Raw genomic sequence first — 20,813 nt, 5'->3', positions numbered from 1 at the left:
GAATAAAGTCTGCGCACAAAATGCTCTGCGCATCGGCGCCAGCGTGTCACGTTTGTCAATACGAATGAAGCGCAGGCCATTCAGAATTCTGTTCGAGTTGTAGGGCTTACGTCGAACTTACATTCGGAAAAATTGCAGAAACACTTTATTTTAATAATATCGTATTGACGGTGTCGTAATCCGCTTGGCACAGGTATTGCTGATAAGCCACTAGTTGCAAGGTCTTTCCAGTGATACCAAGTGGAGGTAGAAATGACACGTTCGACACCGTCGTTGACCCGACGTGAGTTTTTGTACCGCGCTGCCGCCGTTGGCGGTTCGGCGCTGGTGATGGGTTCGATGAACGCCTGGGGCATGGGGATCGCTTCCCGCACCACGACTCCGCCGCTGCTCACGGGCAGCGGCAAGGGCAAGAAAGTCGTCGTGCTGGGCGCCGGTCTGGCCGGCCTGACAGCCGCCTATGAACTGGGGAAGCTGGGCTACGAAGTCCAGGTGCTCGAGGCGCGGCCCTACGCGGGCGGGCGCTGCCAGACAGCGCGCAAGGGCTTCTCGCTGCACGAACTGGGCGGCGAGGCCCAGCAGTGCCGCTTCGACGCCGGCCAATACATCAACCACGGCCCGTGGCGCATCCCGCTGGATCACCAGTCCACGCTGTACTACGCGCGTCAGTTCAAGGTGCCGCTCGAAGTGATGGTCAACGAGAATGACCACGCCTGGGTGTACCTCGAGGATGGCGGGCCGCTATCGCAGCAGCGCCTGCGCGGTGCCCAGATCAAGGCCGACATGCGCGGGCACGTCGCCGAGCTGCTGGCCAAGTCGGTCACGGGCCACCAGCTCGACACGCAACTGACAGGCGACGACCAGCGCCTGCTGCTCGATTACCTCAAGCACGAAGGGGCGCTCGACGCCGGCGACCTGGCCTACAAGGGCCGCAGCGGCCGTGGCTTTGCCACCAACCCCGGCGCGGGCCTGGTGCCGGGCGCCGGCACACCGTCCGATCCGCTGGCGTTTCACGATCTGCTGGCCGCCCGGGTCGGCAAGGTCTACAGCGCGGTGCAGGAATTCCCGATGCACGCCACGATGTTCCAGCCGGTCGGCGGGATGGACGCGATCCCGCGCGCATTTGCGCGGCGGCTGGGCGGCGCGATCCGCTATCACGCCGAAGTCCAGCGCATCCGCCAAGTCGACGACAAGGTCACGATCGACGTGCGCGACACGGCCAGCGGCGCGCTCTCGCGCGTCACGGCCGACTATTGCCTGTGCACGGTGCCGCTGTCGGTGCTGCGCATGATCGACACCGATTTCTCCGACGGGTTCAAGGCTGCGATCAAGGCTGTCCCCTACGCGCCGGTCGGCAAGATCGGCCTGCAGATGGGACGCCGCTTCTGGGAAGAAGACGACCACATCTACGGCGGCCACGTGCTGACCGACCTGAAAGGGATCAACACCATATCGCTGCCGTCCGGCGGCTGGCAGCAGAAAAAGGGCGTCGTACTGGGTTATTACCACTACGCGCTGGACGCCATTGAAGTGAGCGGGAAGACGCCCGCCGAGCGGACCGAGTTCGCGCTTGCCGCGGGTGAAAAAATCTTCCCATCCTACCGGGCGAACTATGAAAGCAGCTTCTCGGTTGCCTGGCACCGCGTGCAGTACAGCCTGGGCGGCTGGGCCGAATGGACCGATGCCGCACGCAAGAGCGCGTATCCGGTCTTGCTGGAGGGCGAGCGCCGGGTGCTGCTGGCCGGCGAACACCTGAGCTACCTGACGGGTTGGCAAGCCGGCGCCATCGAATCGGCGTGGCAGCAGGTGGAGACGCTGCACCGGAGGGCCAGCGCATGAAGGTCGCGACTTTTGCACTCCTGCTTGCCTGGTCATTGGCTGACGCTGCCCAGGCCCAGGCCCAAGCCCAACCCGCCGCGCCGGCAGACGGCAAGACGCTGTTCGCGAGGAATTGCGCGGCCTGCCACCAGGCCAGTGGGCGCGGCATTCCCGGCGCGTTTCCGGCGCTCGTCGCCAGCGCGGTCGTTACCGGCGCACCCGACGAGGTGGCGGACGTGCTGCTCAAGGGCCGCGGTGGCATGCCCGATTTCAGCGCCAGCCTGGACGACGCCGATATCGCCGCCGTGCTGACCTACGCGCGCAGCAGCTGGGGCAACCATGCGCCACCGATCGCGGGCGCCGACATCGCAACGCGCCGCACGGCGCTGCAGGTCGCGCCGGCGGGCGACAACCGCTTCGGCAACAAGCACTGATGCTGTTTTCTTTTTCCACGCCCATGAAAGACGATCCGATGACACTCGCTGCTTTCCGTTCTACCTCCTGTCTGGCCGCCGCGCTGCTGCTGGCCCCTGCCATCGCCAGCGCTGCAGCCACGGATATCGTGCGCCACAAGATCCCGAACTCGGATTTTCCCATCGCGCTGGCGGTGTCGGTGCCGCCCGGCGCCACGATTCACTTCATCAGCGGCCAGGTGCCGCCGGTCGTCGACAAGGCGGCCGGCCCCGACACCATCGCAGCCTTTGGCGACACCAAAACTCAGACGGTCGGCGTGCTCCAGAAGATCAGGGAGATCCTCGCCGGCATGGGGCTTGGTATGGGCGACGTCGTCAAGATGCAGGTGTTCCTGGTCGGCGATCCGGCGAACGGGGGGCGCGCCGACGTCACCGGCTTCATGGCCGGCTACACCCAGTTCTTTGGCGGCGCGCAGCCCAACCTGCCGGCCCGCGCGGTGATGCAGGTCGCGGGCCTGAGCAACCCCGGCTGGCTCGTCGAAATCGAAGTCGTGGCAGCAAAGAAGTAAGTGGCGCGGCGCTTGCCCGGCCACGCCAACCATACCAATAACGCAGTACGCCAACCAGGGATCCATCATGTACAAGACCATCATTCATACCAGTGTCGCGGCTGCTCTGCTGTCGTGGGGCGTGGCTGCCCACGCCGCCGACAAGGCGCCTGAGCCGGCTGTCGACACGCCGGCTGCCGCCATCGCACCCGATGCGCCCGTCGTCGCCAGTACCGGCGTCGTGATCGTCACGGGCACGCGCGCCGCTGGCCTGACGGTCGCCGACAGCGCCTCGCCGATCCAGGTGCTCGACGCGTCGTCGCTGGCCCGCACCGGCCAGCCCGACCTGATCCAGGCGCTGGCCCAGAACCTGCCGTCGCTCAATGCCCAGGCCTTCGGCAGCGACATGGCGGCCATGACACTGTCGGCGCGACTGCGCGGGCTGTCCCCGAACAACACGCTGGTGCTGGTCAACGGCAAGCGCCGCCACGGCACCGCCAACCTGGCCGTGCTGGCAGGTGCGTTCCAGGGCGGCGCCGCAGCCGACCTGAACTTCATTCCGGTGGCCGCCATCGAGCGCGTCGAAGTGCTGCAGGATGGCGCGGCCGCGCAGTATGGCACCGACGCCATTGCCGGCGTCATCAACATCATCCTCAAGTCCAATTATCGTGGCGGCAGCGCGAACGTGAATGGCGGCGCCTACATGGACGGCGGCGGGCACACGGGCGACGGCATGGCCAATCTCGGCCTGACCCCGTTCACCGATGCCTATCTGTCGCTGACGGCAGAGACGAAGTACCACGGCTTCTCGCAGCGCGGAGGGATCGATCCGCGCGTCGTCGATCCGGCCACAATGGCCGCGATGCCATCGCTCGTGAATGCGCCGGGCTACCCGTACCTGAACAAGATCCAGGGCGACGCCCAGTACCGCCAGCACATCTTTGCCGCCAATTTCGGCGTCGACCTGGGCGGCGATACCGAGCTCTACAGCTTTGCGACTTACGGCAAGAAGGAAGCGCGCGCCTTCGAGAACTACCGCATGCCCAACCGACTGCCCACCATCTATCCGCTGGGTTTCAGCCCGCAGGAGACGTTCGACGAAGAAGACTATGCGTTCACGGTCGGCATCAAGGGCAAGGTGTTTGGCAACTGGAACTGGGATCTGTCGAGCACCTACGGCAAGGACGTGGCCAAGCTGGGTGTGGCCAATTCGGCAAATATCTCGTTGTTTACCGACACGGGCGCGACGCCGCTTTCGTTTAAGGCCGGTGAATTCCAGGCCAGCCAGTGGACCAACAACCTCGACCTGCGCCGCGAATTCGATGCCGGCATGGCCACGCCGCTGACGCTGGCGCTGGGCCTCGAGCACCGCCGCGATACCTACGCGATCGTCGCGGGCGACGCCGCATCGCGCTACAAGGAAGGTGCGCAGTCGTTCCCGGGTTTCTCGCTGACCGACGCCGGAAAACACAGCCGCAACAACAAGGCGGTTTATGCGAATATCGCCGTGCAGCCCGTGGCCGGCTGGACGGTCGACATCGCCGGCCGTTTCGAGGATTTCAGCGACTTCGGCAACGCCAAGGTCGGCAAGCTCACGAGCCGCTACGACTTCACGCCGGACGTGGCCGTGCGGGCCACGTACAGCAATGGCTTTCGCGCGCCGACGCTGGCCGAATCGTTCTACTCGGCCACGAACGTGTCGCCGCGCAGCGCCTTCGTGCAACTGGCCCCGAATTCGCCGGGCGCGCGCCTGGTGGGCATCGATGGCCTGAAGCCGGAAGCGTCGACCAATATCAGCGCGGGTCTGGTGCTTAATCCTGCCAGCGGCGTGGCCGTCACGCTCGACGCCTACCAGATCACGATCCGCGACCGCATCGTCGGCAGCGGGTCGCTGTACGGTTCGGGCGGCGCCATCAACTCGCCGGCCGTCACGGCCGCGATCCTGGCCAACGGCAATGTGCTCGACCCGACCGTCGTACAAACCGGCATCAATATCTTCACCAATGCGGTCAATACGCGTAGCCGCGGCGCCGAAGTGGTGGCCACCCTGAGCAGCAACTACGGCGCGTACGGACGCGTGGACTGGTCGGCGGCGGCCAACTACAACAAGGTCGAGGTCATCAAGATCAACCAGGCGCCGACGCAACTGGGCGCGCAGACGCTGCTCGACGCGACCGCGATCTCGCATCTGGAGACCGCGTCGCCCAAGGTGCGCGTGAATCTGGGTGGCTTGTGGCGTTCTGGCGACTGGACCGTGAACCTGCGCGAGAACTACTTCGGCAAGTCGTCCGAACAGTTCTCGACCGACGGCGCGGTGTATCGCGAAAACCGGATCAAGGCGAGCCTGTTGACCGACCTGGAAGTGAGCTACCAGATCAGCAAGGCATGGAGCGTGTCGCTGGGCGCGGACAACCTGTTCAACGAGTACCCGGACAAGGTCAATCCACTGACCCTGGCCGAGCAGCGCGGCAATCTGGACAACGGTGCAGTGACCATCTACCCGGGCTTTTCGCCGTACGGGATCAATGGTGGTTACTACTATGCGCGCGCAGCCGTGAAGTTCTGATCGCGGATCTCAGACGTCGAGCGGGTGGCCGTGGCGCGCCAGCCGCTCGAGCACGACGTCACGTTCGATATAGTTGCTGCTCTTGGTCAGCAATGCCCGCTTGAGAAACGGAAAGCCGGCATCGAGCAGTTCCATCGGCTTGACCAGGGTGGGATTGTGGACGCTGGTCGCATCGCTGTACCAGAGCGCGCCGACTGTCATCGAACGGGCAGCCACGCGTGCCAGGCGTGTTTCCTGCAGCGCGATCACGTCCTGCGGCGCGCTCAGGGCGCCGAACGGAAAGAACACGGTGGCCAGGCGCGCCATGCGTGCCGGGGTGACCCCGCGCAGGCAAAAGGCATATGACTGCACATGGTTGGTCAGTTCGCCCGAGGCCGTGAAGCCGGTCAGGTCCCAGCGGCTGTTCTCCAGCACCGGGCGTAGCGCTGTGAACGGCCCGAACACCGAATCGTTCATGACGATGACGTCGGCACCCGGCGAGCGGCGGCTGAGATGGCGCAGCGCCAGCGTGTACGCCGAAAAATCGTAGCCCGGCATCGCTTTCCACAACAGCGCATCGCACAGCTCTGGCAGGTCGGCTGGCATGCGGCGCTGATCGGCGCAACTGCATACCACGAGGATGGGCAAGCCTTCTTCACGCAGGCGTGCCAGCGTGAAGCGGTGCGCCGGATGCAGGACGCCGTCCGGCGCAAACAGGAAATACACGATCCACGCCGGCTGCGCGCTGGCCGGTATCACGACGCCCGAGGCCGGGCGCCGGTGCACGGCGCGCATGAAGCGCTCGGCCATCTGGCGCCGCTCCCAGCGCATGACGGGCGAGGGCGTGAAGTCCCAGTCTCTGGTGACGCCATCGTTGATGAGCTCGCTCTGCGCGTGCGACGCTGCGGAATGGGTGCTGTGCATATTGTAAATATGCTACCTGAGCACGGCGCGGCAGGCGCACACGATTCAATCGTGCTGGCTGTATCGGGACAATTTAATCATCGAAAATATCGACGATAGACGCGCAGATAACTCGTTTTTCAACTGAACTGGCGGCAGGCATAATGTCCATCGTATCGAGAACAAGGCGACAGTCGACAGATGCCGGTGACGGCAGACAGATTCGAGCACCTCGATCATCCCATCACGAAAGGAGCACATGATGTTGAACGTCCGTAAAAGCAATGAACGCGGTGGCGCCAGTTTTGGCTGGCTGAACTCGCAGCACTCGTTCTCGTTCGGTCATTATCACGACCCGAAGCACATGGGGTTTGGCCCGCTGCGCGTCATCAACGATGACCATGTGGAGGCGGGCCGCGGCTTCGATTCGCATGGTCACCGCAATATGGAAATCATTTCGTACGTGCTGGAAGGCGCCCTGGCACACAAGGACAGCATGGGCAACGGTTCGGTGCTGCGCTATGGCGACGTGCAGGTCATGAGCGCCGGTACGGGCGTCGTGCACAGTGAATTCAACGGTTCGACCACCGAAGGCGTGCACTTTTTGCAGATCTGGATCGAGCCGAACGAGATCGGCGCCGAACCGCGCTACGAAGAAAAGCACTTCGACGCGGCCTCGAAGACCGGCAAGCTGCGCGTGGTGGCTTCGAACGATGGCCGCGATGGCTCGGTGTCGATCCGTCAGGATGCGTCGATCCATGCCGGCATCTTCAACGGCGCCGATAGCGCGACGCACACGCTGGCGGCCGGCCGCCAGGCGTATGTCCACGTGATTCACGGCCAGATTACCGTCAACGGCGTGGCGCTGAGTGGCGGTGACGCGCTGAAGGTGACCGGCGAACCGGCAGTGACGCTGGGCCAGGGTGACGCGGCTGAAGTGCTGGTGTTCGATCTGCCGCAGTAACCCTGTCATTCATACGACCGGACAGGGATCGACGGCCATGCGCGCAAACGGTGAAGTCGTGCGCATCCGGTCGATCCACCAGGTCAGGGCCGCGCCATCCTCGGTGCTGCGCCAGGCCAGGTAAAAGGTTTCGTCGGGCTTGGGTTCGACCACCTGTTTCTCGATGAGCTGACCGCGCGCGATGGCCGGCCGGGCCCAGGCCTCGGGCAAAAAGCCGAAGCCCAGCCCCTGCACCTGGAATTCGTACTTGGTGCGCATGTCGGGTACGGCCAGCGTGGCTTGCCCGAACAGGATGCCCACGGTGCGCGCACCCAGCACGCGCGCCGAGTCCGACACCGTGATCGCGCGGTACGGGAGCAGATCGGTCTTGTCGAGCGGATGGGCGATGGCGGCCAGCGGATGGTGCGGCGCGACAGCGAACACGAAGCTGCTCGTGCCGATCGGTTCGGCCGTGTAGCCGCCGCCCGACGGGCCATCGCCGGCGGCGCCCACGAGCAGGTCGACGCGCCGGTCGAGCAGGGCGTCCCAGGTGCCACCCAGCGACTCGCGCACGATGCGCAGGCGGGTGTGGTCGGCCACCTTGTAAAAGTCTTCAATGTCCGGCTGCAGGCCACCCGCGCCCAGCACCGAATCCATGCCGATGGCGAAGTCGGTTTCCCAGCCCGAGGCCACGCGCCGCACGCGCGATTCGAGGTCACCCGCGGCGCGCAGCAGGTAGCGACCTTCCTTGAGCAGCGCCTGGCCGGCCGGCGTGAGCGTGACCTTCGGCCCGAAGCGGTCGAACAGGCGCACGCCCAGGTCGTCTTCCAGCTTGGCGACGGTGTACGAGATGGTGGACGGCACGCGAAACAGTTCCTTGGCCGCGCCGGCGAACGAACCGCGACGGGCAATGGTGTCGATGATCTGGAGGGCGTCGAGGCTGAGTTTGAGCAAGTGGGCATCCTGGAATCGGTATTCAGCCATGGTAGCGACAAGCGCCGGTATCACCAACCCCCGAACGCGAAACACCGCATGCCACCGTGGGCGACAGCCTGCGTGCGCAGCAGAACAGATGTGTTTTTTGAAAGTTGTTATCGTGGAGGCTGCCAAATCATATGGAGTGCGTCCCGTGTTCGAGTTCATCACCGAGTTCATGCAGAAAAGCGGCTATCTGGGCGTCTTCGCCCTGATGGCACTGGAAAATATCTTTCCCCCGATTCCGTCAGAATTGATCATGCCATTTGCCGGTTTCGTTGCCGCGCGCGGTGACCTGAACGTGATTGGGGTGCTGGTGGCCGGCACGGCCGGGTCGGTGGCCGGTGCGCTGCCGTGGTATTACGCGGGCCGGGTGTACGGCAAGGAACGGCTGGAAGCGTTCGCCGACAAGCACGCGCGCTGGATGACCGTGACGCATGGCGATATCGAACATGCGATGGCTGCGTTCGAAAAGCATGGCAAGAAAGTGGTGCTTCTGGGGCGTCTGATTCCGGCGATCCGCACCCTGATTTCGGTGCCGGCCGGCCTGGCCAAAATGTCGATGGGGCAGTTTTTGCTGTTCTCGACGATCGGTTCGCTGATCTGGACCGGCATCCTGACCGGTGCCGGTTACGCGCTGGAGAGCCAGTACGAGCGCGTCGCGCAGTATGTCGACCCGGTCTCCAAGGCAGTCCTGATCGGACTGCTCGGCTGGTACCTGTACCGCGTCGTGACCTTCAAATCGGGTGACAAGGCCTGAGGCGAGTGCCTCTGCGATTTTCCGGTCGTCAGGTCCCGACGCGCCACCAGACCTGGTCGCGACCGGCCTGCTTGGCGCGATACAGCTGGGCGTCAGCCGCTTCGAACAGCTCGAACTGTTGTTCGGTGCCCGCCGGATCGAACGTGGCGCCGCCGACGCTGACGGTCAGAACCGGCGCGACATTCGACGCTTCGTGCGCAATTGCCAGTCCGGCAATCGCGGCGCGCAGCGCTTCGGCCATCGCGTGGCCCGATTGTGCATCGGTGTCGGGCATCAAGAGCAGCAATTCTTCGCCGCCATAACGGGCTGCCAGTTCACCGGGCCGGTGCATCGCCGCGCCGGCGGCGCGCGCCACCGCCCGCAGAGCGCGGTCGCCTGCCGGATGTCCGTAGCGGTCGTTGAACTGCTTGAAGGCGTCGATATCGAGCAGCGCCAGTGACAGCGGTTGCCTGCTCTGGCGGGCGCGCTGCCATTCCTGGTCATACACTTCATCGAAGCGGCGGCGGTTGGCCAGCTCGGTCAGGCCGTCGATATTCGCGAGGCGTTCGAGCATCCGGCGCTGGCGTACGACCTGCAGGTGCAGCGCCACGCGCGCCATCACGACCGTCTGGTTGAATGGCTTGACGATGTAGTCCGATGCGCCCATTTTCAGGCCATTGGCCTCGTCTTCGGGCCGGTCCAGGCCCGAGATGAAGATGATCGCGATATGCGCTGTCTGCGGTTCGCTGCGCAGGCGGCGCAGCACTTCGTAGCCATCCATGTCCGGCATCATCACGTCGAGCAGGATCAGGTCGGGCAGGTGGCGCGCGGCGCGCTCCAGCGTCTGGACGCCGTTGCGGGCCAGCAGGACCGTGTAATCGGGCTTGAGCAGTTCACCCAGCACCTCGCGGTTGATGGCGTCGTCATCGGCCACCAGCACTTTCTGCGACTGATCGATATTCATGGACTACCTTCCAGACTGAGATCGAGTTGCGCGCTCAGGGCTGCCAGCGGCCCCAGCGCGGCAGCGTACTCGATCTCGGCGACCGCGCGCTGCACGGCGTCCAGTGATTCGGCGAGCGGATCGCTGTATCTGCCTGCACCCAGCAGCGACTCGAGCTGGGCCAGGGCGTCCTCGGCGCGCGCATCGTCGCTGCGCAGGTAGCCGTCCAGGCGCGCGATGACCATCGACAGCGCTTCCGGATCGCCCGCTTTCGGCAACGCCAGCGCCGCCATCTGCGCCAGGCCGGACAGCACCGTGTCGGCTGCGCTCACGAGGGCGGGCACCTGGACGCCGACGCGCTCGAACTGGCCGGCGCGCAGATCCTGCTCCAGGCGTGCTGCGGCGCTGCTGAGCTCAAAGGCGCCCACATAGGCTGCGCTCGACTTCAGGTTGTGCGCCAGCGACTGCAGGCGCGCATGGTCGCCTAGCTGCAGCGCTTCGCGCAGGATCTGCGGGGCGCTGGCATATTCGCGGATGAAACTGCCGGCGCGCTTTTCCAGGCGGCTGCGCTGGCCGTCGACATTCTCCAGTGCCATGCGCCAGTCGATGCCCGGCACTGCCGGCAGCGGGCCGCCAGCCGGACGCATGCCCGCGGCCACCGCAGGCCGCACGGCCTGCGGCAACGGTCGCCCGGCCAGGCGTACCGGGTCGATCCATTTCAGCAGCGTGCAGAACAGCAGGTCGGGGTCGATCGGCTTGGTGACGTGGTCGTTCATGCCGGCCAGGCGGCTCAGGGCGCGGTCGCTGGCCAGCGCGTGCGCCGTCATGGCCACGACCGGCAGCTCGCGCAGGCGCGGGTCGAGCCGGATCGTGCGCGTCGCCGCCAGGCCGTCCATCTCGGGCATCTGGATGTCCATCAAAATCAGGTCGTAGTCGCCGGCCTGCGCCATGCGCACCGCTTCGACGCCATTGAAGGCGACGTCGACCTGCATGCGCGCCGCGGCCATGAAGTCGAGCGCGACTTCGCGGTTGTTGTCGTTGTCTTCGGCCAGCAGGATGCGCGCGCCATCCAGGCGCGGCAGGTCGGCCAGCGCCGGCAGGTAGCTGTCGACCGTGTCGACGGCGCCCAGTTGTGGGTGCAGCACCTGCAGCAGGCTATGGTACAGCAGCGCCGGGCCGACCGGCTTGTGCAGGAAGGCGTCGATCGGCAGGTCGCCCCGGCCTTGCTCGTGCATGACGGTTTCGCGCGTGCAGGCCGAGATCATCAAAATCGCCGGCGGCGGCGTCGTTTCGCCCTGTTCGTCGGCATGCTGGCGGATCCGGTGGATGGTCTGCATGCCATCCAGGCCCGGCATCAGGTAATCCAGCAGCACGATCTGGTACGGCGTGGCATTGCGCGCGGCGCGTTCCAGCAACGCCAGGCATTCTTCGCCCGAGGCGGCCGTGTCGGCCTGTACGCCCAGGCCGCCCAGCATTTCGGCCAGCGCGCCGCGCGCGGTGGCGCTGTCATCGACCACCAGCGCGCGCACGTCCAGCAGCAGCGCCTTGCGCACCGCGCTGGCGGCGGCATAGCCTTCGCCGATCCCCAGTTGCACAGTGAAGGTGAAGCTGCTGCCGACGTTCGGCGTGCTGCGTGCCACGATGTCGCCCCCCATCAGTTCGACGAGCTGGCGCGAGATCGACAGCCCCAGGCCCGTGCCGCCGTACTTGCGGGTGGTCGAGCTGTCGGCCTGGCTGAACGAGACGAACAGGCGCGCCAGCTGCTCGGGCGTCATGCCGATGCCGGTGTCGCTGACCGTGAACGCCAGCACGACCTTGCTGTCGTCGACGTGCCGGGCTTCGACGGCCACGACGATTTCACCCCGCTCGGTGAATTTGACGGCGTTGCCGGTGAGGTTGATCAGGACCTGACCGAGGCGCAGCGGATCGCCCACGAGGCGTTGCGGCACGCCGGGGCCGACCCGGAAGATCAGTTCGATGCCCTTGGCGTCGGTCTTCACGCCGGTCAGGCTCGACAGGTGTTCCAGCATGTCATCGAGGTCGAACGGCACCGCTTCCAGCTGCAGCTTGCCCGCTTCGATGCGCGAAAAGTCGAGGATGTCGTTGATGATCCCCATCAGGTGTTCGCTGGCGCCGAGGATCTTGCCCAGGTAATTGCGCAGCATCGGCGCCGGCTCGCTCATCATGGCCAGTCGGCTCATGCCGATGATGGCGTTCATCGGCGTGCGGATCTCATGGCTCATATTCGCCAGAAACTCGGACTTCATCCGCGTGCTGGCTTCGGCGCGCAGCATCGCCTGTTGCATGGCCTCGGTGCGCAGCCCAAGAATGCGCATGAACACGAGCATGTCGAACGTGCTGCCGAAGACCAGCGCGTGCATGGTCCAGAAGTTCGCCGGGAGCTTGCCGTTGATGAGCTGCGCGGTGATGAACGCGGCCGTGAATGCCACGGCCCAGCCGACCAGGAAATAGATCCCCACTGCGTCGCCGGCGCGGGCGCGCCGGTAGGCACCGGGCAGGCCGAGCAGCATCGGCATGATGCCGAGCGTGCCGACGATCAGGACCAGGTATCGGTGGCTGATGATGCCGGTGGCGAACCCGATCGCAGTGACCAGGCACAGCGCGGCCAGCGTCTTCATCATGCGGCTGAAGATGCGGTCCTGGCCGGGCCGCGCGAGCGACTGCTCGACGAACAGGTAGGCGCCGCACGAGGCCATGACCGATGCCAGGCCGGTGCCGTGTTCGAGCAGCCAGGCGTTGCCGGGCCACAGATACTGGCCGGCTGTGCCGAACCAGGCGGCCGAGTACAGCGTGACGCCGGTGGCCTGCAGCGCGTACTTGCCGAACAGCGGTTCGCGCAGTGCATACCACTGGCCCAGCGCGTACAGGATCAGCGTACAACGCAGGCCCAGCAGTAGGCCCTGCATCAGTTGTTCGCCGAGTTCCGCCGGCAGCACGGCATCGGGCTGCATGAAGCTGATCGGCAGGATTTTCGGTCCGACCGTCTTCACGCGCAGCAGCACGGTGTAGCTGGTGCCCGGGGTCAGGCGCAGCACCACGCCGGGCACGCGGCCCTTGAGCGCGTCGCCCGATTGCGGCTGCATGCGCCCGATGCTGCCGATGTTGCGCAAGCCATCCGGGAACCGCACCCACACGTCGATTTCGTCGAGCAGCGCAAAATCGATCTGCATCACCCAGCCATTGGTGGCATCGGGCGCGACCGCGATCGGGATCCTGACCCAGGTCGTCCCGGCCAGCATGCCCAGGCTCGCGTCGGCGCTCGCCGGCCGCGCAAAGCGTGCACCGGCGGCCAGTGCGTCAGGGGCATCGAGCGCGCTCGCCGGATCGGCCAGGGTCGTCACGGCCGGCCAGGCATCGACGATCTCGGCGTCGCGCGTGAGCTGCAAGGTCTGCGCCATGGCCGGCGCCGCGCCCAGCATGCCCAGTATGAGTAGCGCCATCAGGCACGCAAACGTCGCCATGCGTGCACGCAGGCCGCCTTTGGTCTCGCTCGTTGTATCGGTACTCATGCGGCGACCCTCGTCGCAAGTTGCCAGCGATACAGCCCGCAGGCGGCGCAGAACAGCGGCGTGCCCATCACGAACAGGGCAATGGTGCGGGTTTCGACCGGCACGCCCTGGGTGACTTCGAACAGCATCAGGGCGCCGTACAGGCCCAGCGGGACCAGCACGTCGCGCATGCGCGCAGGGGGCACTGACGACGGCGCGGACCGGCGCACGATCAGGCGAAACACCAGAACGATGGTGAACGCCACCAGCATCCAGCCAACAAAGCCCTGCAAGGTTTCGCCGAACCACCCGCCGTTGCGCTCCACCATGATCCAGGCCTTGAGCTTGTAGACCATGTACGGGTCCACGCCCAGGTCGTACGCCGTCACGATCAGCGCGGCGAGAAACGCCATGACGATGCTGCGGGGCACCGACGTGGCGCCGTCAGCGGGGACCTGCCAGACGATCAGGTTGGCCATCACGTAGCCGGTCCAGGACAGGGCAAACCACATCAGCGGAATGACCACCGGCACGCTGCCCAGTTGCGGGCCGAGGACCGGCGTGTAGTCGTAGCTGCCGAAGAACCAGCCATAGCTCGCTCCCATTTCTTCGGCAAACCAGCCCACCGGCAGCGCGATCAGCACCAGTTGCATTGCAGAGCGTAAGCCGAGCACGCGCGCCGCGCTGGCAAGGCAGGCCATGAACATCAGCACTGAACTGATCACCAGCAAGTGTGTCTCGGCGTTCCAGCCGCGCAGCAACAGCGCCAGCAGGGCTGCGGCGCCCAGACCTGCAGCGAGGCGGGACAGGGCGATTGGCGAAGGCATCATGGTCGAATTCATTGGGAGAAGCGCAAACTTTTTGATGAGAACGGCGGGCTGCGCCCATGAATTCGGCAGGCAGAAGTTGTAGTATTGACAGTCTAACAGGTCATTTCTACAAGCAACAGTTTTGTGATTCTTCGATGTAACTAATTTGCACTGTCGACGTACTGCGGACATTGCCGCCCAGACAAATCGCGGCGCCGGGGCGCGTCCGGCCAGGCGCGCTTCCACCCGGCGCAACCAGCGCGGCGCGGTCGGATCGGTGCGCCAGGTGGCAGTGGCGTCGTTCACCTCGTTGAGCAGCGCATCGGGCAGGCGTAGCGGGCGCGTCTGGTCGAGCAGGAAGTGCGTCACCAGGCGCTGCCCCAGCGCGCGCGTGAGCATGCGGCTGATCGAAAAGCCCGGCAGGAATACGCGAGCCACGGCGTCGACGCAGCGCACGGCCACGAGGCCAAGCGCGAATACCGCCCGCGCCAGCAGCGGCACGCGCGCATCCAGGCCGAGGTCGCGCGTGGCGTCACCCTTGCACAACAGGCGCGTGAGCAGCGTCGGTATGGGTTTCAGGAGCCGGATCGGAATCTCGTTTTCCATCGCCTTCATCAGGTCGGCCGCCAGCAGCGGACGCGGATCGGGCACGCGCACGAGCAGACGCCCGCGCGCCTGCATGGCGTCGAAGTCCTGCTGCGCCTGCGCCATCGTCTCCGCCATCAGGCTTCGCTCGATGCCCAGCACGTGACCCAGCACGTTCCAGGTGTGCAGGTACGCTTCTTCATCCTGCGGCGCCAGGCCCAGGCGCAGCGTGCGCAGGCCGCGCACGAACACGTAGCTGAACGTGAGGAGCGTATAGGCCAGTTCTTCCTGGTTGCACGGCAGGCCGTTGACGGAGGTGTCCCAGCCGTGCGCATACAGCGTGTGATACATGCCGCCGCCGGCAGGCGCCAGTGGCGGCACGGGCGCACCGCCCATCGCATTGCGCGGCGCGCCGCGCAGGATCAGGTAACGGATGGTGGCGTGGATCAGGCGCACCTTGAGCGCCTGTGCCACGCCGCCGCCTTCGGGCGTCGTCAGGCCGCCGGCCAGCATGACCGGAAAGATCATCGCCGCCGTTGAGCGTACCCGGTAATCGGTATGCGCCTCGAGCTGGCCGGCTGCATGCAGCACTGCCGACAGGTCGGGCAGCACATAGCATTCGGGCAGGCTGGCGCAGAACAGCAGCGTGCACGAGAGCATGCTCATGTCCATGAACAGGGTTTCTGCGCGCGCAATGGCGGCCGGGTCGGCCCACGCCGGCAGGTGCTGGCACGCTGCCAGGTAATCAAGCAGCGCGTCGGCGGCGCGGGGATCGAGATCGGGCCCGGGCTGCCAGCACGCTAGGCCGCCATTGGTCTGCCAGCGCGCCAGCTCACGGTTGATTGCCGCGATGCGCTCTGACAGTTCGGCCGGACCGTCGGCGCCGGCCAGCATCCGCGCGACGGTGTCGTCGGCGGCCGGGTCGGCGCGCAGCGAGGGAGAAAGCAGGTCGTGCGCAATGCGGTCCATGTGTGTCCTTGTGGCGTAAGTAGATCGGGGGGCGGGCCGGGGCCCGACCCTGTCACTGATCAAAAGCGCAGATCGAGGCGCAGGTCGGCCGTGCGCGGCGCCGTCGGCGTGGCCATGCCGAAGCTGTCGATGAGTGACGGGCGCACCGCGTTTTCGAGATTGCGCACGCGCGCCAGCAGGCTCCAGGCGCTGCCGACCGGGGCGTAGCGCAGCGTGGCGTCGGTCGTCGTGTGGGCCGGAATCCGGTATTCGAGCAGCTGGCTCGGGATCGTGATCACATAGTCGGCGCTGCGGCGCGAGAACACACCCGCATGCAACTGGCCGCCGAACATGCCGAAGCGGTGTTCGTAGCCGAGCGTGACAACATGGCTCGGTGCGCGATCGAGCTTGCGGCCCGCCCACGAGACGGTGGGGGTCGGGTTGTACGATACGTAGTGGGCATCGAGCGCGGTGGCGCTGTAGCTCAGGCGTCCGTTGCTGCCGACGCGGATATCGCCGTCGAGTTCCAGGCCTCGTGAGCGGGCGACGCCGGCATTGCCGGTCAGGATGCGCGGGGCGCCCGAAACGATGGCAGTGCCGCTCAGTTGCAGGTTCGTGTAGTCGTACACGAAGGCGGCGGCGTTGACGGTGACACGCCCGCCCCACAGACGCGACTTGACGCCGGCCTCATAGGCGCGCAATTCTTCCGGCTGGTAGTACAGGGCGCTTTCCGGCACCGCGACCGCCGCCGGGCACGCGATGCCCAGTGCGGTGGTGCCGGCAATGCAACCATCGTTGAAGCCGCCCGCCTTGTAGCCGGTGGACAGGCTGCCGTACAGCAGCGTCGTGGGCAGCAGGTCGTAGTCAAGGCCCAAGCGCCAGGTCGTGCGCGCGGTGTCCAGCTCTGCTGCGTTGAGCAGACGCCGGTCGGTGGCGGCGTTGAATACGGGGCCTTGCCGGAAATCGGTCGAGCCGACGCGGTCCTTGTCGTCGTCGGTGCGGCGCGCGCCGGCGGTCAGGCGCAGGGCGTCGGCCACGCGCCAGGTCAGCTGGCCGAACACGGCGCGGCTGCGCGCTTCGGTCACCAGCGGAAACGCATAGTAGGGCGGCAGGCCGACCGGCTGCAGGCCCTGGAACGCATACGACGTGTCGGACGTTTCGCTGAAGTAGTACAGGCCACCCTGGGCACTGAGCGGACCGGCGCCGTTGGTGGCGAGGCGCAGTTCGTGCGAATCCTGCGTGTTGTGGCCGTCGTAGTCGTTGATCACGCCAAGCGCGATGCGCGGGGTCACGCGGTAATAGTAGTTCTGGCGCAGTTCCTGGTCGAGCGTGCGGTGCCCGCCAAGGTAGTACAGCATGGCGGGGCCGAGGTTCCAGCGCAGGTCGGCGGACCAGCCCTGGGCCACGCGGTCTTGCCAGCCCTGCACCGGGGTCATGTTCGGTGGGCGGAAGCTGTTGGTCAGGCGTGCGTCGGTGGTGCTGTCGCGGTACACCGGCGTGCCGCTGCTCACGCCGGTGAAAAAGTTCGTGTCCGGCACGAAGCGGTCGTTATTGCCTTCGGCCTTGCCATGGTTGTAGCGCAGCACCAGCGTGGCGTCCTGCCCCAGTTGCAGCTTCGCGCTCAGGCGTGCATCCACGTCGTCCTGATCCATTCCGGGCCGACGCAGCGTGCCCTGGCCATTGTTCAGGTAAGGATCATGCTGCAATTTGCTCACGGCAGCGCGCAATGACAGCAGGGGGTTCACCGGCAGGTTGATGACGCCGTCGACCTTGCGCCGGTGGTAGGTACCGGTTTCGAATCCCAGTGCGCCTTCAAAGCGGTCGCTTGGTGCATTCGAGATCACGTTGACCAGACCGGCTGTCGTGTTGCGGCCGTACAGCGTGCCCTGCGGACCGCGCAAGACTTCGATGCGGTCGATGTCGAGGAAGTTGCCGCTCTGGCCAGCAGGCCGGGCAATGTAGACACCGTCGAGCATGAAGGCGGCCGACGGGTCGCCCTTGTCGGTGGTGTCGCTGTTGCTGATGCCGCGGATCGTCAGTCGCAGGCCCGAAAACGCCTGGTCCATGTAGACATTGGGCAGGCGTGGGCCCAGGCTGCCAGCGCTGTCGGCGCCCAGGTCGCGCAGCTGTTCGCCGGACAGGACGCTCACGGCAAGGGGCGTGCGCGACGCCAGGGCTTCGGTGCGCTGGGCGGTGACGATCACTTCCGGTACGGCGCCGCCGCTGTCCTGGACGGGGGCGGTTTGCGCAGCGGCGATGCTGCAGACGACGCCCGATACGGCCGCGGCCAGCAGCGTTCGCGCCAGGCGGACTGGTGTTGCTTTCATGTAGACGGCTCCCGGTAGGACCGATGCGTACCCGTTCTGGGCAGAGCAGGTCCAATGTTGTTCTTGGTGGAAAACTTTATTGCGCTGCGCAATTCCACGCCCGAGAGTCTAGCAGTACATTACTACGGGAAAAAGTCCCGCCAACTTAATTGAACAAAAATGGTACTTACACGCAACGATACGCTGGGGTACGTGGCCAACTTGTCAATGGTGCTCACGCGGTGGCGTAAGCATTTCGCCATCTTCCACGCCGCCATGTAATCGCACGGACCAGGCCACGCCTGCGATCAGCAACGCGATCGCCGCCAGCTCGAGCGGTCGGGGCGCAGCGCCCCGGTAGACGCAGCCATACAGTAGTGCGAAGAGCGTCTCGAACAGGATCAGCTGACCACCGAGCGTCACCGGCACGCGCCGGCTGGCCACGTTCCAGAAATGGTTGCCGATGACGGACGCGCCCAGCGCCAGCAGGGCGTTGCAGATCCAGAAGACGGTCCAGTCGCGCTCGCCCGTAGCCACACCGCCCGCATCCCGGAATGCGAACGGTGCGAGCAGCAGGGACAGCACGCCCGTGGCCAGGCCATACAGCGCCGACCACTCGGCGCTGCTGAAATGCGGGTTGGTCTTCAGGTAGCGCGCATTGTCGAGCGCGTACCAGCTCCAGCACAGCAAGGCGCCCGCAGCGCACAGCACCCCGCCGGCGATGGCGATGGCGGACGCGTCGACCGGAGCATGCGCAAAGGTGTCGAGGTTGATGCAGGCAATGCCGGCCGCCACCAGCAGCAGCGGGGCCAGCATGCGGCGCAGTGGCACGGCGCCGTGGTCATGGCGGCCGAGCAGCGTGACCACCAGCGGCACCATGCCGACGATCAGCGAGGTGGGCGCAATCCCGGCATACTGCACGCCGTATGCCAGCAGCACGTAATACACCAGGTTGCCAGCCAGCGCATGGCGCACCAGCGCCCACAGGTCGGCCCGGCTCAGGCGGGCAAGCAGCGCGCGCAGGCGCGGGCCGACAAGCACCAGGGCGAGGGCGCCGTAGGCCAGGTAGCGGCCGGCAGTCAGCTGCAAGGGCGTAAACGCGGCCAGATAGGCCGGCGCGAGGAACACGATGCCCCACATGGCCCCGGCCAGCAGGCCGCACAGCACACCGATACCCATAACCGTTCTTTCCCGTGATCGTGTCAGCCGGGCATTCTAGCAGCGGCTCAGGCGGCCAAGGCGATGCGGGATGCCGGCGGCGCCAGGCGCGGGCCATGTGCGGCGGCCGCATCGAGGCGGAATGTGGCGACCACGGATTCGAGCTGCCCGGCCTGTTCGCGCATCGCGTCGGCGGCCGCAGCCGCTTGTTCGACCAGTGCAGCGTTCTGCTGCGTGACGCGGTCCATCTCGACGATGGCGGTGTTGACCTGCTCGATGCCGGCCGTCTGCTCTTCGCTGGCGGCGGTGATCTCGTTCATGATCACCGTGACCTGTTCGATACGATGGACGATCTGCTCCATGGTCGTGCCGGCCAGATCGACCTGGCGTGTGCCTTCGCGAACCTGGCCCACGGAATGATCGATCAGGTCCTTGATTTCCTTGGCTGCTGCTGCCGAGCGGTGTGCCAGCGTGCGCACCTCGCCGGCAACGACGGCAAAGCCACGCCCCTGCTCGCCGGCACGGGCCGCCTCAACCGCGGCATTGAGCGCCAGGATATTGGTCTGGAAGGCGATGCCATCGATCACGCCGATGATGTCGACGATGCGCTGCGACGACGCGTCGATGCGCCCCATGGTGCCAACCACGTCGGCGACCATTCGGCCGCCTTCGCCAGCCACGCCGGCCGCCGCCGCCGCCAGGCTGTTGGCGCGGTGCGCGTGCCCGGTGTTTTGCCGCACGGTCGAGGTCAATTCTTCCATCGAGGCAGCCGTTTCTTCGAGCGAACCCGCTTGCTGCTCGGTGCGGGCCGACAAGTCCTGGTTGCCACTGGCGATCTCGCCCGAGACCTGCGCGATGGCCGCGGTGCCGTCGCGCACCTGGCCGACAATGCCCGCGAGGTTCGTGTTCATGCGGCCCAGCGCATCCATCAGCTGGCCGACTTCGTCGCGCCCGCCGGTCTCGATGCGGCTGGTCAGGTCGCCGCCAGCGACGCGCTCGGCCACGGCGAGCGCGCTGCGCAGCGGCTGCGTGATCGAACGGGTGATGAGCCAGGCGCAGGCGGCACCCAGCAGCAGCGCAGCACCGGACAGCGTGAACAGGACGATCCGCGTGTTGGCGTATGACTCGAGAATCGTGGTGGCGATAATGCTGGTGGCTGCGCTCTGCATGTTGGCGAACTTGCCGACCACTGCCAGGTACGAGCGCGTTTGCGGCACCATGCGGTTGCGGTAGATCTGGTCAACCTGGGCCCGGTCGCCGGTGCGCTTGGCCGCGAACAGCGCGTCGCGCGCTGCCATATAGGCCACCCGCTCCTGCTGGACGATCTTGGATTGTTCGCGCACGCCGGGGTTGGCAAGTGCAGCGCCGATTTCTTGCTGCAGCACGTTCGAGCGTGCGGTGATGGCAGCACGCCTTGGGGCGACCTCGTCCAGGATGCTTGCGTCGGCCGCGTGGTACACGGTCTCGTTAATGGCCGTGTTGACCTCGATGTTGCGGCGCCATTCGGCGATGTTGCGCTGGTTCTTCATGCTGGTGTTGACGAGGCGGTGGGTCTTGCTGCCTGCCTGGTCCATGCGCGTGAGCGCGGTCACGCTCAATGCGGCGAGCAGCACGAGCACGATGGCAAAGCCCAGCGCTAGGCGGGCGCCGATGGTGAGATTTTTCATGGGG

Annotated in this window: 14 protein-coding genes; 6 read left to right on the top strand and 8 right to left on the bottom strand. The window is 66.0% G+C overall.

Annotation, left to right across the window (positions count from 1 at the left end; all coding sequences use genetic code 11):
• Positions 1–252: 252 nt before the first annotated feature.
• The 4 genes from AC56LY_RS08800 to AC56LY_RS08785 all read left to right on the top strand — a co-directional run bounded on the left by AC56LY_RS08800 (position 253) and on the right by AC56LY_RS08785 (position 5,345).
• Positions 253–1,839 carry a flavin monoamine oxidase family protein gene (locus tag AC56LY_RS08800; RefSeq protein ID WP_499578418.1) on the top strand — a complete coding sequence of 529 codons (1,587 nt, stop codon included), beginning with the start codon at positions 253–255 and terminating at the stop codon, positions 1,837–1,839.
• Positions 1,836–2,252 carry a c-type cytochrome gene (locus tag AC56LY_RS08795; RefSeq protein WP_499578417.1) on the top strand — a complete coding sequence of 139 codons (417 nt, stop codon included), beginning with the start codon at positions 1,836–1,838 and terminating at the stop codon, positions 2,250–2,252. Before AC56LY_RS08800 ends, AC56LY_RS08795 begins: the two co-directional genes overlap by 4 nt.
• 38 nt (positions 2,253–2,290) lie before the next feature.
• Positions 2,291–2,800 carry a RidA family protein gene (locus AC56LY_RS08790; RefSeq protein WP_499578415.1) on the top strand — a complete coding sequence of 170 codons (510 nt, stop codon included), beginning with the start codon at positions 2,291–2,293 and terminating at the stop codon, positions 2,798–2,800.
• Positions 2,801–2,867: 67 nt separating this feature from the next.
• Complete coding sequence (locus AC56LY_RS08785; RefSeq protein ID WP_499578413.1) at positions 2,868–5,345, top strand: TonB-dependent receptor plug domain-containing protein; 2,478 nt, start codon at positions 2,868–2,870, stop codon at positions 5,343–5,345.
• A gap of 9 nt (positions 5,346–5,354) precedes the next feature.
• On the opposite strand, the gene AC56LY_RS08780 is transcribed toward AC56LY_RS08785, so the two are convergent.
• Positions 5,355–6,248 carry a rhamnan synthesis F family protein gene (locus tag AC56LY_RS08780; RefSeq protein ID WP_499578411.1) on the bottom strand — a complete coding sequence of 298 codons (894 nt, stop codon included), beginning with the start codon at positions 6,246–6,248 and terminating at the stop codon, positions 5,355–5,357.
• Between the two features lie 241 nt (positions 6,249–6,489).
• Here AC56LY_RS08780 and AC56LY_RS08775 point away from each other — a divergent pair, with 241 nt between their 5' ends.
• Positions 6,490–7,191: a pirin family protein gene (locus AC56LY_RS08775; protein ID WP_499581998.1), complete on the top strand. Its 702-nt coding sequence runs from the start codon at positions 6,490–6,492 to the stop codon at positions 7,189–7,191.
• Positions 7,192–7,200: 9 nt separating this feature from the next.
• Here the strand turns inward: AC56LY_RS08775 and AC56LY_RS08770 are convergent, their stop codons facing one another.
• Positions 7,201–8,124: a LysR substrate-binding domain-containing protein gene (locus AC56LY_RS08770; protein WP_499578409.1), complete on the bottom strand. Its 924-nt coding sequence runs from the start codon at positions 8,122–8,124 to the stop codon at positions 7,201–7,203.
• Positions 8,125–8,299: 175 nt separating this feature from the next.
• Between AC56LY_RS08770 and AC56LY_RS08765 the strand changes: the two genes are divergently transcribed.
• A complete protein-coding gene (locus tag AC56LY_RS08765; protein ID WP_499578408.1) occupies positions 8,300–8,905 on the top strand; it encodes a DedA family protein in 606 nt (201 codons plus the stop codon).
• 28 nt (positions 8,906–8,933) lie between these two features.
• On the opposite strand, the gene AC56LY_RS08760 is transcribed toward AC56LY_RS08765, so the two are convergent.
• From AC56LY_RS08760 to AC56LY_RS08735, 6 genes are all read right to left on the bottom strand, one after another.
• Positions 8,934–9,848: a diguanylate cyclase domain-containing protein gene (locus tag AC56LY_RS08760; protein ID WP_499578407.1), complete on the bottom strand. Its 915-nt coding sequence runs from the start codon at positions 9,846–9,848 to the stop codon at positions 8,934–8,936.
• Positions 9,845–13,357, bottom strand: a complete 3,513-nt coding sequence (locus AC56LY_RS08755) for a hybrid sensor histidine kinase/response regulator (protein ID WP_499578406.1) — start codon at positions 13,355–13,357, stop codon at positions 9,845–9,847. Before AC56LY_RS08755 ends, AC56LY_RS08760 begins: the two co-directional genes overlap by 4 nt.
• On the bottom strand, positions 13,354–15,699 hold the full coding sequence (locus AC56LY_RS08750) for a carotenoid biosynthesis protein (RefSeq protein ID WP_499578404.1): 2,346 nt from the start codon (positions 15,697–15,699) through the stop codon (positions 13,354–13,356). Before AC56LY_RS08750 ends, AC56LY_RS08755 begins: the two co-directional genes overlap by 4 nt.
• Before the next feature lie 59 nt (positions 15,700–15,758).
• Entirely contained in the window at positions 15,759–18,005 is a 2,247-nt protein-coding gene (locus AC56LY_RS08745; protein ID WP_499578403.1) for a TonB-dependent receptor, read from the bottom strand.
• 204 nt (positions 18,006–18,209) lie between these two features.
• Positions 18,210–19,163 (bottom strand): DMT family transporter, encoded by a 954-nt coding sequence (locus tag AC56LY_RS08740; protein ID WP_499578401.1) that lies wholly within the window; start codon positions 19,161–19,163, stop codon positions 18,210–18,212.
• A 47-nt stretch (positions 19,164–19,210) separates the two neighbouring features.
• Positions 19,211–20,809, bottom strand: a complete 1,599-nt coding sequence (locus tag AC56LY_RS08735; protein WP_499578399.1) for a methyl-accepting chemotaxis protein — start codon at positions 20,807–20,809, stop codon at positions 19,211–19,213.
• Positions 20,810–20,813 lie beyond the last annotated feature (4 nt).

This window comes from Telluria sp. ZT3P25 (assembly GCF_059685895.1).
This window is presented reverse-complemented; position numbering and strand designations above follow the sequence as displayed.

Coding starts and splice junctions, on each gene's coding strand:
- AC56LY_RS08735 (WP_499578399.1), bottom strand. CDS start 20,809: ATGAAAAATCTCACCATCGGCGCCCGCCTAGCGCTGGGCTTTGCCATC.
- AC56LY_RS08755 (WP_499578406.1), bottom strand. CDS start 13,357: ATGAGTACCGATACAACGAGCGAGACCAAAGGCGGCCTGCGTGCACGC.
- AC56LY_RS08800 (WP_499578418.1), top strand. CDS start 253: ATGACACGTTCGACACCGTCGTTGACCCGACGTGAGTTTTTGTACCGC.
- AC56LY_RS08775 (WP_499581998.1), top strand. CDS start 6,490: ATGTTGAACGTCCGTAAAAGCAATGAACGCGGTGGCGCCAGTTTTGGC.
- AC56LY_RS08795 (WP_499578417.1), top strand. CDS start 1,836: ATGAAGGTCGCGACTTTTGCACTCCTGCTTGCCTGGTCATTGGCTGAC.
- AC56LY_RS08750 (WP_499578404.1), bottom strand. CDS start 15,699: ATGGACCGCATTGCGCACGACCTGCTTTCTCCCTCGCTGCGCGCCGAC.
- AC56LY_RS08790 (WP_499578415.1), top strand. CDS start 2,291: ATGACACTCGCTGCTTTCCGTTCTACCTCCTGTCTGGCCGCCGCGCTG.
- AC56LY_RS08760 (WP_499578407.1), bottom strand. CDS start 9,848: ATGAATATCGATCAGTCGCAGAAAGTGCTGGTGGCCGATGACGACGCC.
- AC56LY_RS08785 (WP_499578413.1), top strand. CDS start 2,868: ATGTACAAGACCATCATTCATACCAGTGTCGCGGCTGCTCTGCTGTCG.
- AC56LY_RS08740 (WP_499578401.1), bottom strand. CDS start 19,163: ATGGGTATCGGTGTGCTGTGCGGCCTGCTGGCCGGGGCCATGTGGGGC.
- AC56LY_RS08745 (WP_499578403.1), bottom strand. CDS start 18,005: ATGAAAGCAACACCAGTCCGCCTGGCGCGAACGCTGCTGGCCGCGGCC.
- AC56LY_RS08780 (WP_499578411.1), bottom strand. CDS start 6,248: ATGCACAGCACCCATTCCGCAGCGTCGCACGCGCAGAGCGAGCTCATC.